Origin of the sequence: Paenarthrobacter sp. C1 (assembly GCF_049315185.1) — a bacterium.
Lineage (GTDB): Bacteria > Actinomycetota > Actinomycetes > Actinomycetales > Micrococcaceae > Arthrobacter > Arthrobacter nicotinovorans.
This window is the reverse complement of record NZ_CP186052.1, coordinates 463,222-481,008: the sequence shown is the minus strand read 5'-3', so window position 1 is coordinate 481,008 and position 17,787 is coordinate 463,222. Positions and strand designations below refer to the sequence as shown.

Annotated in this window: 14 protein-coding genes; 6 read left to right on the top strand and 8 right to left on the bottom strand. The window is 64.2% G+C overall.

Annotated elements, in window-relative coordinates; all coding sequences use genetic code 11:
• The first annotated feature begins 110 nt into the window (after nt 1-110).
• From ACNAOU_RS02415 to ACNAOU_RS02405, 3 genes are all read left to right on the top strand, one after another.
• On the top strand, nt 111-1,622 hold the full coding sequence (locus tag ACNAOU_RS02415) for an aldehyde dehydrogenase family protein (protein WP_422757934.1): 1,512 nt from the start codon (nt 111-113) through the stop codon (nt 1,620-1,622).
• Complete coding sequence (locus ACNAOU_RS02410) at nt 1,623-3,263, top strand: GMC family oxidoreductase (RefSeq protein ID WP_422757933.1); 1,641 nt, start codon at nt 1,623-1,625, stop codon at nt 3,261-3,263.
• Nucleotides 3,264-3,633: 370 nt separating this feature from the next.
• Nucleotides 3,634-5,241 (top strand): APC family permease, encoded by a 1,608-nt coding sequence (locus ACNAOU_RS02405; protein WP_052247096.1) that lies wholly within the window; start codon nt 3,634-3,636, stop codon nt 5,239-5,241.
• A 93-nt stretch (nt 5,242-5,334) separates the two neighbouring features.
• On the opposite strand, the gene ACNAOU_RS02400 is transcribed toward ACNAOU_RS02405, so the two are convergent.
• Nucleotides 5,335-6,552 (bottom strand): acyl-CoA dehydrogenase family protein, encoded by a 1,218-nt coding sequence (locus ACNAOU_RS02400; protein WP_018779476.1) that lies wholly within the window; start codon nt 6,550-6,552, stop codon nt 5,335-5,337.
• Nucleotides 6,553-6,684: 132 nt separating this feature from the next.
• Between ACNAOU_RS02400 and ACNAOU_RS02395 the strand changes: the two genes are divergently transcribed.
• On the top strand, nt 6,685-8,403 hold the full coding sequence (locus ACNAOU_RS02395; RefSeq protein ID WP_422757932.1) for an AMP-binding protein: 1,719 nt from the start codon (nt 6,685-6,687) through the stop codon (nt 8,401-8,403).
• Nucleotides 8,404-8,427: 24 nt separating this feature from the next.
• Nucleotides 8,428-8,937: a MarR family winged helix-turn-helix transcriptional regulator gene (locus tag ACNAOU_RS02390; protein WP_018779478.1), complete on the top strand. Its 510-nt coding sequence runs from the start codon at nt 8,428-8,430 to the stop codon at nt 8,935-8,937.
• A gap of 32 nt (nt 8,938-8,969) precedes the next feature.
• Here ACNAOU_RS02390 and ACNAOU_RS02385 read toward each other — a convergent pair whose 3' ends face one another.
• On the bottom strand, nt 8,970-10,349 hold the full coding sequence (locus tag ACNAOU_RS02385; RefSeq protein ID WP_081623386.1) for an HNH endonuclease signature motif containing protein: 1,380 nt from the start codon (nt 10,347-10,349) through the stop codon (nt 8,970-8,972).
• 127 nt (nt 10,350-10,476) lie between these two features.
• Between ACNAOU_RS02385 and ACNAOU_RS02380 the strand changes: the two genes are divergently transcribed.
• On the top strand, nt 10,477-11,178 hold the full coding sequence (locus tag ACNAOU_RS02380) for a TenA family protein (RefSeq protein WP_422757931.1): 702 nt from the start codon (nt 10,477-10,479) through the stop codon (nt 11,176-11,178).
• 49 nt (nt 11,179-11,227) lie between these two features.
• Here ACNAOU_RS02380 and ACNAOU_RS02375 read toward each other — a convergent pair whose 3' ends face one another.
• The 6 genes from ACNAOU_RS02375 to ACNAOU_RS02350 all read right to left on the bottom strand — a co-directional run bounded on the left by ACNAOU_RS02375 (nt 11,228) and on the right by ACNAOU_RS02350 (nt 17,717).
• A complete protein-coding gene (locus ACNAOU_RS02375) occupies nt 11,228-12,007 on the bottom strand; it encodes an enoyl-CoA hydratase (RefSeq protein ID WP_018779481.1) in 780 nt (259 codons plus the stop codon).
• Nucleotides 12,008-12,050: 43 nt separating this feature from the next.
• Nucleotides 12,051-12,974, bottom strand: coding sequence for a 3-hydroxyisobutyrate dehydrogenase (gene mmsB, locus ACNAOU_RS02370; RefSeq protein WP_079582492.1), 924 nt, complete (start codon nt 12,972-12,974; stop codon nt 12,051-12,053).
• 43 nt (nt 12,975-13,017) lie between these two features.
• On the bottom strand, nt 13,018-14,082 hold the full coding sequence (locus ACNAOU_RS02365; RefSeq protein ID WP_055973816.1) for an enoyl-CoA hydratase/isomerase family protein: 1,065 nt from the start codon (nt 14,080-14,082) through the stop codon (nt 13,018-13,020).
• A complete protein-coding gene (locus tag ACNAOU_RS02360; RefSeq protein ID WP_422757930.1) occupies nt 14,082-15,581 on the bottom strand; it encodes a CoA-acylating methylmalonate-semialdehyde dehydrogenase in 1,500 nt (499 codons plus the stop codon). Before ACNAOU_RS02360 ends, ACNAOU_RS02365 begins: the two co-directional genes overlap by 1 nt.
• Before the next feature lie 122 nt (nt 15,582-15,703).
• Nucleotides 15,704-16,282, bottom strand: coding sequence for a hypothetical protein (locus tag ACNAOU_RS02355; RefSeq protein ID WP_018779485.1), 579 nt, complete (start codon nt 16,280-16,282; stop codon nt 15,704-15,706).
• 43 nt (nt 16,283-16,325) lie between these two features.
• Nucleotides 16,326-17,717 (bottom strand): cryptochrome/photolyase family protein, encoded by a 1,392-nt coding sequence (locus ACNAOU_RS02350; protein WP_422757929.1) that lies wholly within the window; start codon nt 17,715-17,717, stop codon nt 16,326-16,328.
• Between the last annotated feature and the right edge of the window lie 70 nt (nt 17,718-17,787).

Sequence of the window (17,787 nt, the reverse complement as noted above, 5' to 3'; positions counted from 1 at the left end):
GGATGGGTTGACGAATGCCGCGTCACCGGAAGGACGAGACAGCTACCACTTTGAACATCCGTTCATGATTTTCCTTGAACAGATGTTCAAAGTGAACTAACCTGCTTCGTATGACCCAAGCCACATTTTCTGATTCCGCATCCACTCTTTTCATCAACGGATCGTGGGAGCCGGCTGCGTCCGGCGCGGTCCGCGACATTCACAACCCAGCCGACGGCGAGTTGGTCGCCACGGTATCCGAGGGCGGCCGCGAAGACGCCGAGCGCGCTATTGCCGCAGCCCGCGCGGCCTTCGACTCCGGAGTCTGGTCCTCCGTCCCGGCCCCCGAGCGGGGCGCCTTCCTGCTCAAAGTCGCCGCGGAACTGCGCGAACGCCGCGAGAAGTTCGCCCGCGCAGAATCCCTGGACACCGGCAAGCGCATTATCGAGAGCCGGATCGACATGGACGACATCGCGGCCTGCTTCGAATACTTCGGCAGGCTCGCGGGCCAGCAGCCGGGCCGCGTTGTGGACGCCGGAAATCCCGACGTCGTCAGCCGGATCGTCTACGAACCCGTGGGCGTCTGCGGCCTGATCACACCGTGGAACTACCCCCTGCTGCAAGCAGCCTGGAAGATCGCCCCGGCACTGGCCGCCGGCTGCTCTTTCGTCCTCAAGCCCGCCGAGCTGACGCCGTCCACCGCCATTCTCACCATGCAGCTGCTGAAGGATCTTGGCCTGCCCGACGGCGTCGCGAACCTTCTCACCGGCCCCGGCCGCAAGGTGGGCGCACCGCTGACGGAACATCCCGACGTCGACCTCGTTTCCTTCACCGGCGGCCTGGAAACCGGCAAGAGCATCGCCGCGGCCGCAGCCGCCACCGTCAAGAAGGTGGCGCTGGAACTCGGTGGCAAGAACCCCAACGTCGTCTTCGCCGACGCCGACTTCGATGCCGCCGTCGACAACGCCCTCAACGGAGCCTTCGTCCACTCCGGGCAGGTTTGCTCCGCAGGTGCCCGCCTGGTGGTGGAGGAGTCCATCGCAGAGCGTTTTGTCGACGAGCTTGTCCGCCGCGCCGAAACCATCCGTCTGGGCGGGCCGTTCGATGAGGACGCCGAAACCGGCCCGCTGATCTCCGCCGAACACCGCGACAAAGTCCACGAGTACGTCCAGCGCGGCATCGCGGAAGGCGCCCGGCTGCGGACCGGCGGCTCGGCGCCTGAAGGACAGAAGTACGACGCCGGGTTCTACTACCAGCCGACCATCCTGGACCGCGTTACCCGGGGAATGTCTGTGGTGGTCGACGAGGCGTTCGGCCCGGTAGTAACCGTGGAGACCTTCCGGACCGAGGACGAAGCCGTGGCCATCGCCAACGACACCATCTACGGACTGGCTGGAGCCGTCTGGACGCAGGACGCCGGCAAGGCACAGCGCGTGGCCGGCCGGTTGCGTCACGGCACCATCTGGATCAACGACTACCACCCCTACCTCCCCCAGGCGGAGTGGGGCGGCTTTGGCCAATCGGGAATAGGCCGCGAGCTCGGCCCCACCGGCCTGGCTGAGTACCAGGAAGCCAAGCACATCTACCAGAACACCAGCCCCCAGGTGACCGGCTGGTTCGCTGACCACAGCAAGGAGAACTAGATGCACAGCGACAACATCGAAACCCTCGGCGAGCGCGCGTTCGACTACGTCGTCATCGGCGGCGGGTCCGCAGGGGCCGCGGTTGCCGCCCGGTTGAGCGAGGATCCGGACGTGACGGTGGCCCTCGTTGAAGCCGGTCCGGATGACCGCAACCTGCCCGAAATCCTGCAGCTGGACCGCTGGATGGAACTGCTGGAGTCGGGGTACGACTGGGACTACCCGGTGGAACCACAGGAGAACGGCAACTCCTTCATGCGTCACGCCCGCGCCAAGGTCATGGGCGGCTGCTCCAGTCACAACTCCTGCATAGCTTTCTGGGCTCCCCGCGAGGACCTGGACGAATGGGAATCCAAGTACGGGGCCACGGGATGGAACGCCGACGCCGCCTGGCCGCTGTACAAAAGGCTCGAAACGAACGAGGACGCCGGCCCTGACGCTCCCCACCACGGCGATTCCGGCCCCGTCCACTTGATGAATGTGCCCCCGGTGGACCCGGCCGGAGTGGCCCTGCTGGACGCCTGCGAGCAGACAGGGATCCCCCGGGCCAAGTTCAATACGGGCACCACCGTTGTGAACGGAGCCAATTTCTTCCAGATCAACCGCCGCTCGGACGGAACCCGCTCGTCCAGCTCGGTGTCCTACATCCACCCGATCATTGACCGCCCCAACTTCACGCTCCTCACGGGCCTCCGGGCCCGCCAACTGGTGTTCGACGCGGACAAGCGCTGCACCGGCGTCGACGTGGTTGATTCAGCCTTCGGCCGCACCCACCGCCTCTCGGCACATCGCGAGGTGATCCTCTCCACCGGCGCCATTGATTCCCCGAAGCTCCTCATGCTCTCCGGCATCGGCCCCGCTGACCACCTGGCGGCCCATGGCGTCGAGGTGCTGGTGGATTCGCCCGGCGTGGGCGAGCACTTGCAGGACCACCCGGAAGGCGTCGTCCAGTTCGAAGCCAAGCAGCCGATGGTGCAGACCTCCACCCAATGGTGGGAAATCGGCATCTTCACCCCCACCGAGGAGGGCTTGGACCGTCCGGACCTGATGATGCACTACGGCTCGGTCCCCTTCGACATGAACACCCTGCGCTACGGCTACCCCACCACGGAGAACGGCTTCAGCCTCACCCCGAACGTCACCCATGCCCGTTCCCGCGGGACTGTGCGGCTCCGCAGCCGGGACTTCCGCGACAAGCCCATGGTGGATCCCCGGTACTTCACCGATCCGGAAGGCCACGACATGCGCGTCATGGTGGCTGGCATCCGCAAAGCCCGGGAAATCGCGGCCCAGCCGGCCATGGCCGAATGGGCCGGCCGGGAGCTCTCCCCCGGCATCGAAGCGCAGACCGACGAGGAACTGCAGGATTACATCCGCAAGACGCACAACACCGTCTACCATCCCGTCGGGACAGTCCGCATGGGCCCGGTGAGCGACGACATGTCGCCCCTGGATCCCGAGCTGCGCGTCAAGGGCGTAACGGGCCTTCGCGTGGCCGACGCCTCCGTTATGCCCGAGCACGTCACGGTAAACCCCAACATCACCGTGATGATGATTGGCGAGCGGTGCGCAGACCTCATCCGCGCCGGCCGGTCGGGCGAAACGACGACGGCGGCGGCGGACTTCAGCTTGTCCCTTGCCTGAGCGGGCACGGGACATCATCCGAAACCAGCGGTGAAGCGGGCGCGCCTTCACCGGCGCTTCCGCGCACCCCCAGGGGCGCGGCGGTGAACGGAAAGGCGCGGATTATTCTTGAGCATTTGTTCATTCACAAGTCTTGAACGCATGTTCAAACTGAACTAACCTGCTTCTTATGACCCACGCCACACTTAAACGGAAGTGGCTTGGCGGGCCGGCCCGGACATCGACCACCTCGAACGTCCCGGCCAGCCACGCAACATCAACGGGGGAAACAGCCTGAGGCACGCAGATGTGCCCGGCCTTTTGATTTCGACTGCGACCAATGGCGGCCGCAGGTCATCACCATTCGTGCATGTCTGAGTTAGGAGTTCGAATGTCAGAACCCAGCAAATTAGGACCCTGCAAGAGCGATGCAAGCGGTATGGACGAGTTTGGCTATGCCCAAACCCTGGACCGCAGCATCGGAAAGTTTGCCAGCTTCGCAGCCGGCGTCAGTTACATCTCCATCCTCACCGGCGTTTTCCAACTGTTCTACTTCGGCTTCTCCACGGCCGGTCCCGCGTACGCGTGGTCATGGCCCATCGTGTTCGTCGGCCAACTCATGGTTGCCCTGTGCTTTGCGGAATTGGCCGGACGCTACCCCGTGGCCGGCTCGGTCTACAACTGGGCCAAGCGGCTCTCAACAGGAACCTGGGCGTGGCTGGCCGGATGGCTGCTGCTGCTCTCGTCCATCATGGCGCTGGGATCTGTTGCCCTGGCCCTTCAAATCACCCTGCCGCAGATCTGGAGCGGTTTCCAACTGGTCGGCGACGGTACCGGCCCGTACGACTTCGCCGTCAACGGGGTCATCCTTGCCAGCATCATGATCGGCATCTCCACGCTCATCAATGCGTTCGGCGTAAAGCTCATGACCATGATCAACAGCGTGGGCGTGTTCGTGGAACTGGTGGCGGCCGTCCTGCTCATCGTGGCCCTCATCTGGCACTCCGTGCGCGGACCGGAAGTTCTCCTGGACACCGCCGGGTTCGGCGAGGAACACCCCTTGGGCTTCTTCGGCGTGTTCCTCATCGCCGCAATGGCTTCCGGCTACGTCATGTACGGATTCGATACCGCCAGTTCACTCGGTGAAGAAACCAAGGACCCCAAGCGCACGGCCCCCAAAGCGATCCTGCGTGCCGTCACAGCATCCTTCCTGCTGGGCGGGCTGCTCCTCCTGGGCGGAATCCTGGCAGCCCCGGACCTTTCCGATCCCAAAATCGGAGCGGCCGATGGCGGTTTGCAGTACATCGTGCTTTCGGTGCTGGGCGGCCCCTTCGGCAAGGCCTTCCTTGTCTGCATCGTCGTGGCCGTCGTCGTCTGCACCCTGGCCGTCCACGCAGCCGCCATCCGGATGATGTTCGCCATGGCGAGGGACAACAACCTTCCCTTCAGCCGCCAGCTCAGCAAAGTGCATCCCACCCGGAAAACCCCCACGGTGGCCGCCATCGTCATCGGCGTCGTGGCAGTGATCCCGCTGATCGTCAACATCTCGCAGCCTGCAATCTTCACCATTCTCTCCAGCATCAGCATCGTCCTGATCTACCTCTCCTACCTGCTGGTCACCGTGCCGATGCTGCGGCGCCGGTTCCTCAAAAAGTGGCCATTGAAGGACGACGGATCAGAACCCGGGTTCAGCCTCGGCAAGTGGGGGCTGCCCGTGAACATCCTGGCAGTCCTGTGGGGCGGCGCGATGACGCTGAACCTGGTGTGGCCGCGACCGGAGATCTACAACTCAGTCCCGCCCTTCGAGTGGTACCTGCAATGGGGCGGTGTGATGTTCGTTGCCGCAGTGGTGGTGGGCGGAGCCCTCCTCTACCGCCTCCGCATCAGGCACAAGACAGGGGTCCTGGCCGAACACGCTGCCGTGCCGGCTGCCGCGCCGGAAGACCAGGCAGACCCGGCAAAGGCCGACCCCTCCCTCGCCGCGGCCCGCAATTCCTAGCAAGCACACCCCTGGCAATCACGCCCCATAGCAAGCACGACAAGGGCATCCCTTCGCTGGTTCCGCATCAGCGAAGGGATGCCCTTTCCACTTTTAGACGAACGCCGATTTCCCCGTCACCGCGCGGGCCACGATCATCGAGTTGATCTCGTAGCTGCCCTCGTAGGTGTAGAGGATTTCGGCGTCACCGAACAGCTTTCCCATCTCGTAATCGGTGGTGATTCCGTTCCCGCCCAGGAGGGACCGGCCCATGGCCACCGATGAACGCGCCAGGCGTGTGGTGGTGGCCTTGCACATGGCGGCCTGCACCATCTGGAGCTTTCCCGCCTGCTGGATCCGCGCCAGTTCAACCATCATGGACAGGGAAGCATTGGCGTTGCCCAGGATGTCGGCGAGCTGCTGTTGCACCAGCTGGAAGCGGGCGAGTTCCTTGCCGAACTGCTTCCTCTCCAAGGCGTAGGACCGCGCAATATCAAAAGCGGCCAACTGGATGCCCGCAGCCTGCCAGCCCACCCACGCACGGGAATCCCGCAGGAGATCGTTCGCCCGGGAGAACTCTGTTGCGCCCGGCAGGAGGTTCGACGCCGGGATCCGGACCTCCTCCAGGACAATATCGGCATTCTGCATGATGCGCAGGCCGATTTTGTTGGAGATTTTCGTCGCGGAGTAGCCGGGACGGTCCGTTTCCACAATGAAGCCCTTGACGTGGCCGTCGGAAACATCACGCGCCCAGACCAAAGCGAAGTCGGCGATGGTGCCGGCCCCGATCCAGCGCTTGGCACCGCTGATGACCCATTCGCCGCCGTCGCGCCGCGCCGTCGTCGAGAGTCCGCCGGCGATATCCGAACCGTGGTCCGGTTCCGTCAACGCGAAGGCGCCCAGCTGGGTGAAAGCCTGCAGGCCGGGCAGCCACTTGCGCTTCTGCTCCGGTGAGCCGAGCTCGTTGATCATGCCGACGATGAGTTCATTGTGGATGCCCACCAACGCGGAAAGGGACACGTCGGCGCGTGCAACTTCGGTGTACATGAGCCCCTTGAACAGCTGCGAGGAGCCGTCCGTTTGCAGCCCGCCCAGCCCGAACCCCGCCATCTCCGCGAGCAGTCCGAAGGGAAATTCTTCCCGGTTCCAGTAGTCGATACTGGCTGCACGGATGTGTGACTGCAGGAACTCCCTGATCTGCACGTACCGCTCCCGTTCCCCGTCGGGGAGCAGGTCGACCACATGCATGAGGTCCGCCTCCGGGTAAGGAGGGAGGACGCGTTCTGAAGCTGGACCGCTGGTAACGGTGCCGGCAGCTTTTTGCTCGAGCATTAGACCCCTTCGTCATGTCCCGGAAGGCTCTTCCAAACCCTTGGATGTCCTAGTATATTGCAAGGTGATGTGGATCACTAGGCGGGATGCCGGGCAAGGGTGCCCTGGCAATCCCACAGCGAAAGGCGGACTATGACAGTCACAGAAGACTTCCGTGCGGCCCGCGACCGGCTGCTGGCATTGCGCGAGGACTACGCGACCGCGCACGCAGAATTCCAGTGGCCCCGCTTCGATGAGTTCAATTTCGCCCTGGATTGGTTCGACCAACTCGCAGCGGACGGGGAACGGGGCAACAAGCCCGCGCTCATCATCGTGGAGCAGGACGGCAGCTCCACGCGGCGCACGTTCAAGGAACTGTCGGACAGGTCGTCACAGCTCGCCACTTGGCTCCGTGGCCAGGGGGTACGGCGCGGCGACCACATGATCATCATGCTCGGCAACCAGGTGGAGCTCTGGGAACTCATGCTGGCGGGCATCAAGCTGGGCATCGTCATGATCCCCACCACCACGCTCATGGGAGCCAGGGATCTCCAGGACCGTGTCGAGCGGGGCGGCGCAGCCTGGGTGGCGGTCGGCAGTGCCAACATCGGCAAGTTCGCCGACGTCGAGGGCAACTACCAACTCATTGAGGTTGGCGCGGAGCGCACCAACCCGGCCGCCAAACAGTACACGGATTCCTACGACGCCGGCACAGACTTCACGCCCGACGCCCCCACCCGCGCCGACGAAACCCTTCTGCTGTACTTCACCTCCGGCACCACGTCCCGCGCCAAGCTGGTGGAGCACACCCACACTTCCTACCCCGTGGGCCACCTGTCCACCATGTACTGGATCGGCCTGGAACCGGGCGACGTGCACCTGAACGTCGCTTCCCCGGGCTGGGCAAAGCACGCCTGGTCCAACGTCTTCACACCATGGATCGCCGAGGCTACGGTCTTCATCTACAACTACGAACGCTTCGACGCAGCAGCCCTCATGGAACAGATGGGCCGGGAGGGCGTCACCAGCTTCTGCGCACCTCCCACCGTGTGGCGGATGCTCATCCAGGCCGACCTCACGCAGCTGGCCACCCCGCCACGGAAGGTAGTCTCGGCAGGCGAACCGCTCAACGCGGAGGTCATCGGCCAGGTGGAGCAAGCCTGGGGCGTCACCATCCGCGACGGCTTCGGCCAAACCGAATCGACAGTCCAGATCGCCAACACCCCCGCCCAGCCGGTCAAGATCGGCTCCATGGGCCGGCCGTTGCCCGGGTACGACGTGGTCCTTGTCGACCCGGTCACCGGAGAGGAAGCCGACGACGGCGAACTTTGCCTGCGCTTGGACCCCAGGCCCGTGGGGCTGATGAAAGGCTACTTCGGCGATGCAGCCAAGACTGCCGATGCCTTCCGCAACGGTTATTACCACACCGGCGATATGGCCAGCCGGGACGCCGACGGGGTGATCACCTACGTCGGCCGGGATGATGACGTCTTCAAGTCCTCCGACTACCGGTTGTCCCCCTTCGAGCTCGAAAGCGTCCTGATCGAGCATCCCGCAGTGGCGGAGGCCGCCGTCGTGCCTTCGCCTGATGCCGTGAAATTGTCGGTGCCGAAAGCTTTTGTGGTGCTGGCCGCGGGCTACGAGCCCGGCCCTGCCGTGGCGGAGGACATCCTTAAATACTGCAGGGAACAACTTGCACCCTTCAAGCGGATCAGGCGCCTGGAGTTCGGCGAATTGCCCAAAACGATTTCAGGCAAGATCCGGCGGGTGGAGCTCCGGGGAACGGAAGTTGCCCGGCATGGAGACGGTCCGCTTCCCACAGGTTTGGGCGTGGAATACACCGAAGAAGAGTTCCCGAATCTGAAAGACTAAGCACCCGAGCAACCAAGGAGGCCCATGGGCACCCCACTCCCCCGCGATCCCATCGCCGATGCCCAGCGCAACTGGGAACGGCATGGTTGGGGCGATGTCGCCGCGCCCATGGCAGCCATCACTGCGATCATGCGCACGCAACAGATCCTGCTCGCGCGGATCGAAACCGTCCTCAAACCGTTCGGGCTGACGTTCGCAAGGTACGAGCTCCTGGCGCTGCTGAGTTTCGCCCGCAGCGGCGCGCTGCCCATGAACAAAGCCAGTGCGCTCCTGCAAGTGCACCCCACCTCGGTGACCAACGCCGTCGACCGCTTGGAAAAGGCCGCCCTGGTGGCGCGTTCACCGCACCCCACTGACGGCCGCACCACGCTCATTGAGCTGACTGCAGAGGGCCGCACCCTCGCAAAAAAGGCGACGGCGGCTCTCAACTCGGAGGTGTTTGGCAAGTCGGGTTTCGGGGACGACGACGTCGACCACCTCATCCGCGTACTCGGCGCCTTCCGCAGGGATGCCGGAGACTTCACGGAAGAATAACGCCCACGTCAACGCCGAGGGCAATGAGGGCCCTACGTTCTGGAGGGTCGGTATCCAGGTAGTGGTGGGGCCTTTGACCGGTAGCTGTGTCCTGTGGGGGTACTGATTTCGAGCGTATGCACGTCACCGTGGATGGCTCTGGCGGACCAGCCGGGGTTTTCCTTGGTGTGATTGCAGGCTTCGCACAGTCCTGCGCCGTTGGCGAGGTTGGTCTCGCCTCCGGAACGCCAAGGCACAATGTGGTCGATATGCCGGATGGGTGCATCGCAGTACGGTGTCCGGCAGGTATCGTCGCGGGTTTCGATGAATCGCCGAAGTCGACCAGTAAAGAGCCGCGCTTTGGAATCGGTGGCAAGCAGCTCTCCCGTGGCCGGCGCGGTGTATAGCCGGCGAAGCCAGACAGTGAGCTCGTTGGCATGGTTCTGATCAGGTTGATCCTGCTCAACTTGGCCCTCGGCGACCATTGATCTGGCCCACTCGGCAGGGACGATTCCGTAGCCGTTGAGGCGTGCTGGTTCGCTATCGCCTTGAAAAAGGGTCCGGTCGGTCATGACGAGGTCCAGATTGATCCCGGAGATTCCGCCCGGGGTACCAGCGACGCGCTCAACCAGAGTATCGGCCATGAGCTGGCCGCGTGTCGGGACGACCCCGGAAGATACGGCATCCCCACCAGCCAGTTCACTGTGGCAGCGGGCCGAATCAGCAGCCCTGGTCAGGGCTGCGTAGACCGCCACTCCTTGGGCGACGGGAAGCAGCGCGGTCAGGTACGTCATGGTGTCCGGCGCAGGACGCAGGCTCACGGTTCGTTCGGCCGCGGCACGGCTGGCACGCCCGACCACCGACCTCGGATCCCGTCGATACGCCGCCGCCTTCGCAGCTGCAATGATCGCCCGGTCGCCCTTGCCCGCAAAGGTCCCGGTATCGGGCGCGAGTTCCTCATCCACTGCGCACCGATCCTCAACAGACAGACACGCAGTCTCCTTCACCAGCAGTGTGGCCCGCCACTCATTCAGCTGCCCGGACTGCAGCGCTGCCAAAGTCCGCGGCATCTCCATAACGAGGGCTTTCGCCAAACCAAGCTGCCGGGAACCACGGTTCGGTGACTCCCGCCGGGCCAACGCAACCTGGGCACCTACTCCTTGGCCACGCTTCGATGCGGGGACGTTGGCCTCGGCTTGTTCGGCGCGCTGGGCAAGGTCAAAGGCGACGGCAACCCGCGCCTGCAATCCGCAGATGGCTGACTTCATCTCCTCCAGGGCACGCAACTGCTCGATCAAGTCCGCGCTGACGGTGCTGGCCGGAAGTACGCCGACACCGGGCGGAAGCAAGCCCGGTTGACCAGCATCCGGCGCGGAGCGACCACGCCCAAGCGCCACTGCTGCGCCCGGTCCACTCTCCCCAATCAGCCCCATGTCCCAACTCTGGCAGCAGGCACCGACAATATAACGAAGGAAGTCGCAGGGGCCTTGGACCTCCATGGCGGAGGGGGCAGAGCCCCGCTGCTAAGCTCCGAGGGCCGACAACTCAGGAGGAAACAGCGTGAGCTTTGCCAATGAACTCAGGAACCAGCACGCCGAGGACTGGGACGCCGCCGTCAACCATCCGTTCGTGGACCAGTTGTTGGACGGTTCCCTCCCCGATGAGAACCTGCGCCACTACCTTGTGCAGGACTATCAGTTCTGTGATGCCTTCACAGCCCTGCTGGGCCAAGCGGTGGCGTCGGCGCCGTCGTTGCCCTCCCGGTTGGTCTTCGCCGGTGTACTGGGAGCCTTTGCCTCGGATGAGAACACCTACTTCCAGGATTGCTTTGCCGAGCTCGACGTTCCCGAGGCAGATCGCGCGGCGCCCGCACTCCACAGGGTGACCCGCGACTTCGATGCCCTGATGCGCAGCGCCCTGGCAACCCGCTCCTACCCGGAGGTCCTGGCGGTCCTTCTGGTGGCAGAGTGGCTGTACGGCGATTGGGCAGCCCGCGCCGGCGACCCCGGTTCGTGGCCGGCCGAACCAAAGCACGCCGAGTGGATCCGTCTCCACAACAACCCGGAGTACAACGCATGGGTGACCTGGCTACGCGACGAGTTCGACGCCGTCGAGCCTTCAGACGCCGCGGCACGGGGGCGCGTGGTAACCACCTTCGCCGAAGCCGTGCGGCTGGAGCGCGCGTTCTTTGACGCGGCGCTGGTCCCGGCGGAGGTCCGGGGGATGGAACGTGAGCCGGGCCCCGCTGCATTGCGGAAGTAAACGCGGAGAACAGCCGCTGCGTGTCGGCCGGCCCGGTTTGAGCGATCTCCTACCGGTGCTTGAACTCCGGCTCCCGCTTTCCGCTGAACGCGGCCATGCCTTCCTTCTGGTCTTCGGTGGCGAAGAGCGAGTGGAAGATCCTGCGCTCGAAAAGTACCCCTTGCGCCAGCCCGGTTTCGAAGGCCGCGTTGACGGCTTCCTTGGCCATCATCGCCACGGGCTTGGACTTGGACGCGATGACTTCGGCCGCTTTGACGGCTTCCTCAATGACCTCCGCAGCCGGCACCACCCGGGACACCAGCCCGGAACGCTCAGCCTCTTCAGCATCCATGTACCGTCCGGTCAGCACCATGTCCATCGCTTTGGCCTTGCCGACGGCGCGTGTCAGCCGCTGCGAACCGCCCATGCCCGGAATGACGCCCAGGTTGATTTCGGGCTGGCCGAACCGTGCGTTGTCACCGGCGATGATGAAGTCAGCCATCATGGCGAGCTCGCACCCTCCACCCAGGGCAAAACCGGAAACGGCTGCGATGACGGGGATCCTCAATCGGGTGAGGTCCTCCCAGTGCCGGAACCAGTCCGCCGCGTACATCTCCATATAGCTGTTGGAGGACATTTCCTTGATGTCGGCGCCGGCCGCGAAGGCCTTGGCGGATCCCGTGATCACTACCGCCCCAACATCGGGATCGGTGTCCATGGCGGACACGGCTTCCACGAGTTCGTTCATGAGAGCAGTGTTCAGCGCGTTCAGCGCCGACGGCCGGTCCAACGTCACCAAGCCAACCCTGCCCCGCCGTTCCACCACAATGTTCTGGTACTGCTCCGTCATGCTCTCCCTCTCGTCAAAACCCTCATGGACACAGCTCAAACTCTCACACGGATTTGTCCCGGATCTCGGTGATGATTCCGGAGAAGTCCCTCCCCGCGCCCTCGCCTGCCGCGAAAGCGTCGTAGATCCGGGAGGCCAGCGGACCCATCTCGGCGGCAACGCCTGTGCTTTCCAAGGCGTTCACGGCCAGCCGCAGGTCCTTGGCCATCAAAGCGCCGGCGAACCCGGGCTGGTAGTCACGGTTGGCGGGGCTGGTGGGAACCGGCCCTGGGACCGGGCAGTTGGTGGTCAGTGCCCAGCACTGGCCGGAGGCATTGGAGGCGACGTCGAACAGCGCCTGGTGCGTGAGGCCCAGCTTCTCGCCGAGTACGAAGGCTTCCGCAACTGCGATCATGGACACCCCCAGGATCATGTTGTTGCACACCTTTGCGGCCTGCCCGGCACCGTGGTCACCGCAATGGACAATCCTCTTCCCCATCAGTTCAAGGATCGGCTTTACGGTTTCGAAGTCCTCCGGCAAAGCACCCACCATGAAGGTCAGCGTGCCTGCCTCGGCCCCCACCACACCACCGGAAACCGGCGCGTCCACGGACCGGTGGCCTGCTTCCACGGCAATGACGGCGGCCTGCCGGGCCTCGTCAACGTTGATGGTGGAACAATCCAGGAACAAGGTGTCCGGCTTGGCGACGGAAAGCAGTCCCGGCCCATCCACACCCCGGTACGCATCCAGCACATGCTTGCCGCTGGGCAGCATGGTCAACACCACCGCGGCTTCAGCTGCAGCCTCGTGTGCCGAGGCGGCCATGGGAATCCCGTGCGCTTCCGCAGCCTCAACGGCCGCGGGGACGGGGTCATAGCCAATCACCTGGTGGCCGGCCTTGATCAGGTTGGCGGCCATGGGTCCGCCCATATGACCCAGGCCGAGGAAAGCGATGAGTCCCGTTGCGGATGCTGCGTTCTCTGTCATGTCGTCTCCTTCGACTGGCTGCTGAATAGCTGCTGACTGCAGGTCATGTGGTTTTCGCGCCCAAAGCGGCGAGGCCCAACTCCCGTTCGCCGAGCGGCGCAAAGTAGCCCTCGACGTCGGATGCCTGGACGTCCGCGAGGTTTGCCGGCTTCCATTGCGGATTGCGGTCCTTGTCCACCACCTGGGCCCGGATGCCCTCCCGGAAATCGGGCCCGGCCAGGCAACGCAGCCCCACACGGTATTCCTGGTCCAGCGCTTCCTCCAGCGTCACTCCCCGGACGCGGCGCAAGGACTCCAAGGCCACCTTCACGGACGTGGGCGATTTTGCCTCGATCGTGTCCGCCGCGGACGCTGCCTCTCCCCCAGCTTCGCGCAGGCTCCGCACGATTTCCTCCGCGTCGTCATACGCGTAGGCGGGATCGATCCACCCCCGCTGTGCCGCAAGCGCCGAGTCCGGCGCGGCTTGCGCAAAGCGCTCGACGGCGGCCTCCGCCGTCGAGCTTTCCAGCGCTGCTGCCAGCGCGGGAAGGCTGTCGGACGGCACAAAGTGATCGGCGAGCCCAAGGAACAGCGCGTCCCCACCGGATAGGTGGGCGCCGGTGAGTGCAGCGTGGGTGCCCGCTTCACCAGGTGCGCGGGACAGCAAGAGCGTGCCACCGACGTCGGGCACGAAACCGATGGTGGTTTCCGGCATCCCGGTGCGGGTCCGTTCGGTGACCACACGGACCGAGCCATGGGCCGAAACGCCAACGCCCCCGCCCAAAACCAGCCCATCCATGAAAGCCACATAGGGCTTGGGGTATTGCGAAATGAGCAGGTTCAGCCGGTACTCGTCAGCCCAGAACGCAGCCGTTTCCGTGCCGCCGTGCAGCATGTCCTTGTAGATGGCCACGATGTCGCCGCCAGCGCACAGCCCACGGTCTCCGGCACCGCGCACCAAGACAGTTTGCACCGAATCGTCATCAGCCCAGGCAACCAGTTGTCGAAGCATGGCTTTGACCATGCCGTGATTCAGGGCGTTGACCGCTTTGGGACGGTTGAGCGTGACAACCCCCAAGTGCCCGCGACGCTCAAACAGGACTTCGTCTTCCTCCTGCAGATCTCCCATCAGCTGCCTGCTGGCATCACGAAGCTGGCGCCCTGGCGGATGCCGGAGGGCCACCGCGAGGTGACGGTCTTGGTCTTGGTGTAGAAGCGGAAAGCGTCGGCGCCGTGCTGGTTCAGGTCGCCAAACCCGGAGGCCTTCCAGCCACCGAAGGTGTAGTAGGCAATCGGGACGGGAATCGGCACATTGATCCCCACCATGCCCACCTCGACGCGGCTGGCGAAGTCGCGTGCGGAGTCGCCGTCGCGGGTGAAGATTGCGACGCCGTTGCCAAACTCGTGCTCGCTGCAGAGCCTCAGCGCTTCGTCGTAGTCAGCTGCCCGCAGCACGCTGAGGACGGGGCCGAAGATCTCTTCCTTGTAGATCTTCATGTCCTTGGTGACGTTGTCGAAGAGTGTGGGGCCAACCCAGAACCCGCCGTCGTAGCCTTCCACGGTGAGGCCGCGACCATCAGTGATCAACGTTGCGCCTTCATCCACGCCGGACTGGATGTAGCCCTCGATCCGTTCCTTCGCGGAGGCTGCCACCACGGGCCCGAAGTCGGAGTCCTTGTCCAGGCTGTGGCCCACCTTCAGGTCCTTCACGCGCTCGGTCAGCTTGGCCACCAACGCGTCGGCGGTTTCCTGGCCAACGGGCACCGCCACGGAGATGGCCATGCAGCGTTCGCCCGCGGAACCGTACCCGGCACCAATCAGGGCGTCGGCAGCCATGTCGAGGTCGGCGTCGGGCATGATCACCATGTGGTTCTTCGCCCCGCCGAAGCACTGCGCACGCTTGCCGTGGGCAGCGGCCGTGGCATAGATGTACTGGGCAATCGGCGTGGAGCCAACAAAGCCGATCGCCTTCACCCGAGGGTCCTCCAGCAGGGCGTCCACGGCTTCCTTGTCACCGTTGATGACGTTGAAGACGCCGTTCGGCACGCCGGCTTCGCTGTACAGCTCGGCGAGGCGCAGCGGAACCGAGGGGTCCCGCTCCGACGGCTTCAGGATGAAGGCGTTGCCTGCTGCGAGCGCCGGGCCGGACTTCCACAACGGGATCATGGCCGGGAAGTTGAACGGCGTGATCCCTGCGACGACGCCCAGCGGCTGGCGCAGCGAATGGACGTCGATGCCCTGTCCGGCGTTGTCCGAGAACTCGCCCTTGAGCAGATGCGGGGCACCCGCGGAAAATTCAACGACTTCGATGCCGCGCTGGATGTCTCCTTTGGCATCGGCAAAGGTTTTGCCGTGTTCGGAGGACAGGAGCCTGGCGAGTTCGTCCATGTTCTCGTTGACGAGGTCCACGAACTTGAGCAGGATGCGTCCCCGACGCTGCGGGTTCATGGCTGCCCATTCGAGCTGGCCCTTTTCTGCATTTGCGACGGCGTTGCGAACCTCGTCGGCGCTGGCCAGCGGCAGCCTGGCCTGGACTTCGCCCGTGCAGGGATCGTAGACGTCGCTGAACCGGCCCGATGTGCCGTCAACCCTCTGGCCGTCTACGTAGTGTGAAAGCTCGCGCACCATAGTGGAATGCTCCTTTGCATCGTGAATGACTACCGTGCCGCTCAGTGCTGGGAACACGGCGGGAACACGTGACCAACTGTGATCCAGGTCATCTCTGAATCCGAATATACTCGGACTTCCTACTAATTTCCAGAGGGCTGTTTTTCGGATCCGGCAGCGCCGCCCACCGCCTCCGTCCGGGCGGGCCAGTGCCCGGTGACCTGATGAAAGTCGATGGCGCGCAAGAGCGGTGTCATGTCGTAGGCCCTGATATTCAGGCTGAGCTTGACGCCGTTTACCGACTTGACCGTCAGGTACGGCTGCCCCTTCAAGGTCTGGAAGCTGTAGTGCGCAATGTCGCTGTAGTGAAGAATGTGCTCTTTGCCGAGAACACTGCGGAAAGCCACCTCAAAGTCGCGGGGTGCCACATAGAAGTTGCGGTACATGAGTACGAATACCACTCCACCCACCACGATCGCCACCGAAGCGATACGGAAGGCCAGAGGGTCCCGTGCATGGTCGGAGGTGAAGGCGACGAGTCCCATCAGGAGGCCCACAACAAGGAAAAGCCAACCAACTCCCGGCACGACCTTTGGCATGCGAACCCGCTCCGGGTACTCCTTGGACCGGTTGGGATGCTTACGGGCCCACCAGGCAACCGCAGCGATGAACATGGCCGCGAACGCCATGATGAGGACCTTCAGGATGGACTCCGTCGACATGGACCCAGCCTATAGCCGGGCCTGCGGGACCTGCGGGACCTCCTTAGTGGACTTCCCTCATCTCCTTGTAAGCCTCCAGCGCTTCGGCGCGGGTGGTCTTCAGATCAACGATCTCCTCCGGATATTCGGGAGTGCCGAACTCGGGAATCCAATGGGCAATGTATTTCCCCTGGGGATCGAACTTCACGCGTTGGGCCTCCGGGTTGAAAATCCTGAAGAACGGCGAGGCGTCAGCCCCGGACCCTGCCACCCACTGCCAGTTGGCGGGGTTCGACGCCGGATCCGCGTCCACCAGGGTGTGCCAGAACCACTGCTCACCGAGCTGCCAATGGATGCCAAGGTTCTTCACCAGGAAACTGGCAGCGACCATGCGGACACGGTTGTGCATCCAGCCTGAGTGCCACAGCTGGCGCTGGCCCGCGTCCACCATAGGGAAGCCGGTGCGGCCCTGCTGCCAGGCGCGGAACTCCTCGGGTGCCGACTCATGGCCAGGATGTTTGCCATTGCCGTTATTGCTGCCCGGCCACGCCCAGGGAAAACGGTCAAACTCGGGACGAAGGTTGGCTGTGGCCAAGTTCGGATTGTGAAAGTACTGGTGCCAGCAAAACTCCCGCCACCCCAGCTCCGAGGCGAAAATGCCCGCACTTTCGGAGCGCTTGGACCCCAGCGCGTGCCACACCTCGAACGGGCTGAGCTCACCCCAGCGCAGGTAGGGCGAGAGGCAGCTGCTGCCATCGGTGTCCGGACGGTTTCGGCCCTCGCTGTAGTTGGAGAGACCGTCAGCCACGAAAGCGTCCAACCGCTTGTGCCCCGCGGCAGCACCAGGAGTCCACATCTCCGCCAGCCCGCCCGACCAGTCAGGCTTGCCGGGCAGGAGGTTCCAGGAATCCAGCTCGTCATAAGCCGGGAGCTTGCCGGTGAATCCGTGGCCCTTTTCCGGTACGGCCAACGGCTCCCGGAAGTCCTGCGCGGACACCGTCCGCCAGAAAGGCGTGAAGACCTTGTACTGGCCACCGGTCTTGGTGGTGACCTCCCAGGGTTCATGAAGGAGGGAGGCCTGGAAGCTGGCAACATGCAGGCCGGCCTCACCCGCCCAGGCCTTGATCCCGGCGTCGACGGTGCGCTCGGCCGCACCATAGCGCCGGTTCCAGTACAAACCGCCGGCACCGAGCGCCTTCGTGGTTTTTTGGACAACGGAGGCAGCGTCGCCGCGCCGCAGAAGCAGGGGGATGCCAAGTGCCGCGAGGTCCTCGCGAAGGGACACCAGCGAATGGTGCAGCCACCAGCGGGAAGCGCCACCGTGAGGTCTGAGGCCTTCCGATTCCTCGTCAAGGACGTACAGGGCCACCGCAGCACCGTCGTCGACGGCGGCCCGCAAGGCCGGGTTGTCGGCAACCCTGAGGTCATCCCGGAACCACACGATGGAAGGCTTCACGTATTTCCCTTCAGAAGACAGCCCGGACATGGAAACAGCCCATGCCCCTATCAAATCCTAGGTGCATGGG